At 35.3% G+C, this 4,985-nt stretch carries 8 protein-coding genes; 1 reads left to right on the forward strand and 7 read right to left on the reverse strand.

Translation table 11 applies throughout. The features are described from left to right. The 6 genes from QZN33_RS11595 to QZN33_RS11620 all read right to left on the reverse strand — a co-directional run. The coding region (locus tag QZN33_RS11595; protein WP_296792826.1) for a hypothetical protein at nt 1–1,452 on the reverse strand (1,452 nt) is incomplete at its 3' end. Beyond that, complete coding sequence (locus QZN33_RS11600) at nt 1,391–1,804, reverse strand: hypothetical protein (protein ID WP_296792829.1); 414 nt, start codon at nt 1,802–1,804, stop codon at nt 1,391–1,393. The genes QZN33_RS11595 and QZN33_RS11600, both read right to left, overlap by 62 nt. Continuing rightward, complete coding sequence (locus tag QZN33_RS11605; RefSeq protein ID WP_296792834.1) at nt 1,732–2,445, reverse strand: hypothetical protein; 714 nt, start codon at nt 2,443–2,445, stop codon at nt 1,732–1,734. The genes QZN33_RS11600 and QZN33_RS11605 overlap by 73 nt, the downstream gene beginning before the upstream one ends. Before the next feature lie 26 nt (nt 2,446–2,471). Continuing rightward, nucleotides 2,472–2,960, reverse strand: a complete 489-nt coding sequence (locus tag QZN33_RS11610; RefSeq protein WP_296792837.1) for a hypothetical protein — start codon at nt 2,958–2,960, stop codon at nt 2,472–2,474. A gap of 382 nt (nt 2,961–3,342) precedes the next feature. Beyond that, complete coding sequence (locus QZN33_RS11615; protein ID WP_296792840.1) at nt 3,343–3,558, reverse strand: class III signal peptide-containing protein; 216 nt, start codon at nt 3,556–3,558, stop codon at nt 3,343–3,345. A gap of 49 nt (nt 3,559–3,607) precedes the next feature. Further along, a complete protein-coding gene (locus QZN33_RS11620; RefSeq protein WP_296792842.1) occupies nt 3,608–4,204 on the reverse strand; it encodes a type II secretion system F family protein in 597 nt (198 codons plus the stop codon). On the opposite strand from QZN33_RS11620, the gene QZN33_RS11625 reads away from it, so the two are divergent. Next, entirely contained in the window at nt 4,098–4,460 is a 363-nt protein-coding gene (locus QZN33_RS11625) for a hypothetical protein (protein ID WP_296792854.1), read from the forward strand. The genes QZN33_RS11620 and QZN33_RS11625 overlap by 107 nt on opposite strands. Before the next feature lie 378 nt (nt 4,461–4,838). On the opposite strand, the gene QZN33_RS11630 is transcribed toward QZN33_RS11625, so the two are convergent. Further along, nucleotides 4,839–4,985, reverse strand: a 147-nt coding sequence (locus QZN33_RS11630; RefSeq protein ID WP_296792845.1) for a M24 family metallopeptidase, incomplete at its 5' end; no start/stop codon positions are given.

The following is a 4,985-nucleotide window of genomic DNA, read 5'->3' on the forward strand; positions in this document are numbered from 1 at the left end:
GGTTCCAGCATTTATGAATATATTGCCGGTTCCTGCATCACTTGAAGCGATTTCAATAGCTTTTGCAATAGTTGCTACAGGAGATTCTTCACTACCATCATTTTCATCATTTCCATCTTTGGATACATAAACGTCATGAGGAGCAACTGGAGCATTCACTACAATAGCTATAGGTACATTTGCCGCACCTGATGCGATGTTTGCAGTGTCTTCACCAGCAGCTGCAGCAGTGTATGTAAAGCTTGCTTGGTTGTTTTCAGTGATTGCTTCAGCCTTATCTAAAGTTCCTGTAGTTGCAGTGGCTGTTACCTTAAGTTCAGGAATGGAATCTTCCAATTCGCTTACAGTAGTTCCGTCAGTGTAGTGTTTGAAGTCAACAGTTATAGGTACAGTATCGCCTATTTCAATGTTTCCTGCACTAGCAGGTTCCACATTCATGATAACCCAGTTGTCTACACTAGCATCTGCCATTGCAGTGTTAGGGTTGTCATTGGATCCCCACCAGTTGTAGTTTGCGTTAACTGTTTTGTCATAATCGCTTGTAGCATTTATGAACTTTAATCCAATTGTTTCATTTACTGCCTTATTGTCATAAAATGCAGAGGATTTAATGTTAGTTATTCCTCTTTGAGCTTGTACCAAAGCATATACAGTATTATCAAAGATTGAAGTTTTTTCAATGCTTATTACAGCATTATCTCCAGCAGTTTGAATTATAGCATAACCATGGGTATCTGAACCAGTTCTAAGAATTGTGTTTCCATAAATATTTGAATTGTTAATATTTAGGATACCATTGGATCTGATTACAGAATCAGCAACACCATATACATTTGTGATGTTTACATTGTTTAAAGTTAAGACAGCTGTTGGAACAGAAGCATAGTTATAAATTGCAGCAGAGAAATAAGAATATTCCCCAGTGATTCCTAAAGTTACACCATCAATAACACTGTCAATTACAGTTAATGGACCAGTTGTACTACCGGATAAGTAAATAGCACCCCAACCACCGGAAGAGGATACCTTAATGTCTTTAAAGATAGTGTTTTTAATATTTGCAGAACCAGAGGAATAGAATTGTACGGTTCCTTTTGTGGAAATATTCTCAAATTTACAATCTACAATATCCAAATTACCATTACCACCAATTCTGATAGCAAGGGAGCTTCCTCCGGATGTGAAATCTTTCAATACAAGATTCTTGAATAAGAAGTTGGATGCACCAGATGTTTTTGTAAACATGTATGCTGCATTAGCAGTGGTATTGCTTCTTATGATTACATTTCCTTTCTCTTGTCCAATAAAGTCAATAGACTTATCAGTAGGAAGGTCAATTATTCCTTCAGCGTATTCACCGTTTGCAATGTTGATGGTGAATTGGTCACCTTCAGCTGCATTTACGATAGCCACTGCTTTTGCAATGGTTTTGACTGCAGTGTGCTTTTGCAATGGTTTTGACTGCAGTGGATTCGCTTAATCCATCGTTTTCATCATTTCCATCAGGTTTAACATAAATGACATTTCCAGCAGGAGCAGATCCACCAATTACAGTGATTGGAATGGTAGTTGATACGCTTGCTGCAGTTACGGTTACAGTGTCATCACCTTCTGCAACACCCGTGTAAGTTACGATAGCCTTGTTGTCTTGGTATAGAATTTCGTCTGCTAAGCTGCCTTTGGTATCATCTGCATTGGTAAATTTAACTGGAACTTCTGCCATAGTGCCTGTTACGTCACCGGTAGTGGTTCCATCAGTGTATTTGCTGAAGCTGCACTTGCACTGGCAGACATGATAACCCAATTTGATGTGGTTACATTGTCTAAGAATGCACTTGGGTTGTCATTGGTACCGTAGAAGTTGTAATTTGCATTTACTTCTGCTTGTTTGTTGTTACCGATAGCATATTGGCCTTCAGCTAAGTCAAATGCATTGTACTCTGCAGTGGTAGGAGCTGCTGAAATCCAAATTGCATATGCTACATTATTGTCATGGAATGAGTTTCCAGTTATGATACTGTTTCCTTGAGCAGTTGTTTGTGATATGTAAATTAAACCTTTAGCATTTCCACCTGAAATTGTATTGTCTTCAAAATTACAGTTGGAAACAGTCAAAATACCGGCCTTGTTTTCAATAAGTCCACCGATATTTGCACTGTTGTTGTAGAATGAACAATCACTAATAATTCCTGTTGCAGTGGCTGCATTTACATAAATCACCGCTCTTAAAAATGAGCCTGTAGGAATAATAATGTTATGGAAAATTGAATTCTTTACATTAACTACAGAGTTACCTGAAATTGCCAAATATGGTGCAGCAGCAGCACTAGTACCATTAAGGTCATAGAATTCACAGCCATCTAATGTTGCTTTTGCATTATAAAACAATTTAATTGCACCATTACCATTTCCAGGAACTGCATCAGTCAATTTACAGTTGTTCATTAACAATACTCCTCCACCACCAATGTTTATAATTGGGTTGTTTTGCTTGTGATAGTAGTGCCATCAGCACCATTAAATGTAATTGATTTGTCCAAAGTAATGGAACTGGACTGTTCGTATGTACCAGCACCAATATTTATTGTAGAACCATCACCAGCAAGTTCATAAGCTTTGGCAATAGTTGCTACAGCGTTCTCTTCACTTAATCCATCATTGGAATCATCACCTGTTTTTGAAACATAGATGCTTGTAGCACCATCCCCCAGGGGACCTGATTCCAAAGACTCATCATCAGTTATGGATTCATAGGCGATTGCCTGGCCGGAATCACTAGATGCAATTGACGGCGAGGAGTCGCTATCGGCATAACTGATTGCACTGGCATTATCAGCCAAATCAATGGCAAGGTTATTATCTGATGCCATGTCATCATTTGCCGCACTGGCTGATGAGAGAGCCATTGTTGCAACACATAACAATACCAGTAAAATAAGAAAAGTTTTTTTGATTCTCAAGTTTTCACCTCGTTTGCAAAAAGGCAATGCTGGAAAACAGGACGTATAATAATATCTCAATTTATTGGAGATTCCAAAAATATATGATTAGCATCTCAAGATGAGGTTTTGAATATGAGAGAATAAAAAAAATTGTTTTAAAAAACAAAATGCATTTTACAATTTTTTCTAGTTTAGTTTAAAGTTTCTCAATATAGTCTTATAAACAAATAATATTTTCCAGCAAAACCTTATTGATAAAGCATAATTGAAAAAATATCCATTATACCTTATACAATAAATATTTTGTTTTATACATATATAAATCTTATTAAATGAATTTAATAAAAAATAAAATTTATTTTAATCATATAATCTAAAATATTCTAAATTAAGATATTGTTCAATCAAACTTGGAGGAGATTTCACTAAATGACCCATTCAAAGCCTCGACTTCTCCCGAATTGATCTCATCCCCTAATTCAATGACATATGACTTGTATAAAGCCACAACCAAGAGAATGATGACAATTATTCCTCCGACAATCAATATCAGCTCAACAGAACCCTGACAACGATTATCCTTTGAAAAGTTCAAATATAACTCTCTAAAAAGCACACAACCACCTCAAACAAAAAATTAAAAAACAAACAATGGAAAAAAAATTTTAAAATCCAAAGAAAGTCAAACCAAAAGTGTTTATTCCATAAAAAATCAAAAATGCAACAAGAGTGATGGGAATTGAAAACTTCACACCCTTCCTTAAATCATCATACATGACCAAAGCGATTAGAAAACCTGCAAAAACAGAGTGGATAATCAGATAAATCTCAGCTGCCAAAGGAGCAACCTGGCATGTCGTACTCGCCCTTCCAAGATTCATCATGAATGATGAATAGACTCCGACCATTCCAAGTGCAAAAGGAGCTGCAACTACAGAAGCCAAGACTAAAAACATCACAGACATCATAACAGATGATTTCCGCTCCCTCTTCAATATCAGAATGGCCCTTAAGTCTTCGCTTACATCTTCAATCACATCAGCAAGGCCACCACCGCTTTTATATGAGTTCAAAATAATCTTGAAGCTTCGCTGGAGGTTTTGAGAGTTCAATCGAACTGCCATGTTCTCAAAAGCCTCGTCAAATCCCCTGCCCATGCGAACTTCAACAACAACTCTTCTAAGCTCATCATACAAAGGTCCGTTTCCATGTTTTGAAAGATCCAGAAGTGCGTTTTCCAAACTCAGTCCCACACGAAGCATTGAAGCAAGCTGTCTTAAAAAGTCGGGAATGGAGTTTTCTATTTGCATCGCCCTTTGTTCTGTCTTTATCATAACATACGCCACACTGATTGCAATGGGAATGGAAATAGCAAGCATTATAGCAATCAACAGACTAAAAGAGAAAATCAAAGAGACAGATACGAATAAAAGCAAAAGAACAATGATTATCATCAGGATTTCGGCAATGAAATGGGAGGCCAATGCAAACAATCCTGCACGAAGCAGACTTTCCTGAATGCTTATTAAAAACCTATCGCTTAATTTTTCCTCTAATTTTAATGAGATTTTATTAATTAAATCTTCAAACAACATGACATATACTTTAAAAAGCATTATAAATAAGTATTTCTCAAAAATAAAGGCAATTTTACTTTTAAATTAAAATATATTTTAAAAAAAGAATTTAATTTTAAAATTAAAAAATAATTACAAGTTAATAAAAAAATTACAAGTTAAAAATAAAAATAAAAATTGATATTGTTAAAAAAACAGTTAAAAAGAATATAAAAAATAGAAGTTTAAAACAAAAAATAAAACCATTTTATTAAAAAACAGCAAAAAAAGAATATTAAAATAGCTAAAATAGCTATTAAAAAACAAAAATTGTAAAAAATCATAAAACGGGAGGAAGATTGCCTATAACCTTGCCTTTTTTATCAAGGAGAACCATGTCTTCAATTCTGACTCCGAATTCACCTTCAAGGTAAATTCCAGGCTCTACTGTAACAACCATATTGTTTTCCAGAACCGTCTTGTCCCT

The sequence above is a fragment of the uncultured Methanobrevibacter sp. genome (assembly GCF_900314615.1).
Taxonomy (GTDB): Archaea; Methanobacteriota; Methanobacteria; order Methanobacteriales; family Methanobacteriaceae; genus Methanocatella.

What these genes read in the sequence shown, in the direction of transcription:
- QZN33_RS11605 (WP_296792834.1), bottom strand. Translation starts at nt 2,445, where the DNA reads ATGAACAACTGTAAATTGACTGATGCAGTTCCTGGAAATGGTAATGGT.
- QZN33_RS11625 (WP_296792854.1), top strand. Translation starts at nt 4,098, where the DNA reads ATGCGAACTTCAACAACAACTCTTCTAAGCTCATCATACAAAGGTCCG.
- QZN33_RS11620 (WP_296792842.1), bottom strand. Translation starts at nt 4,204, where the DNA reads ATGCTTCGTGTGGGACTGAGTTTGGAAAACGCACTTCTGGATCTTTCA.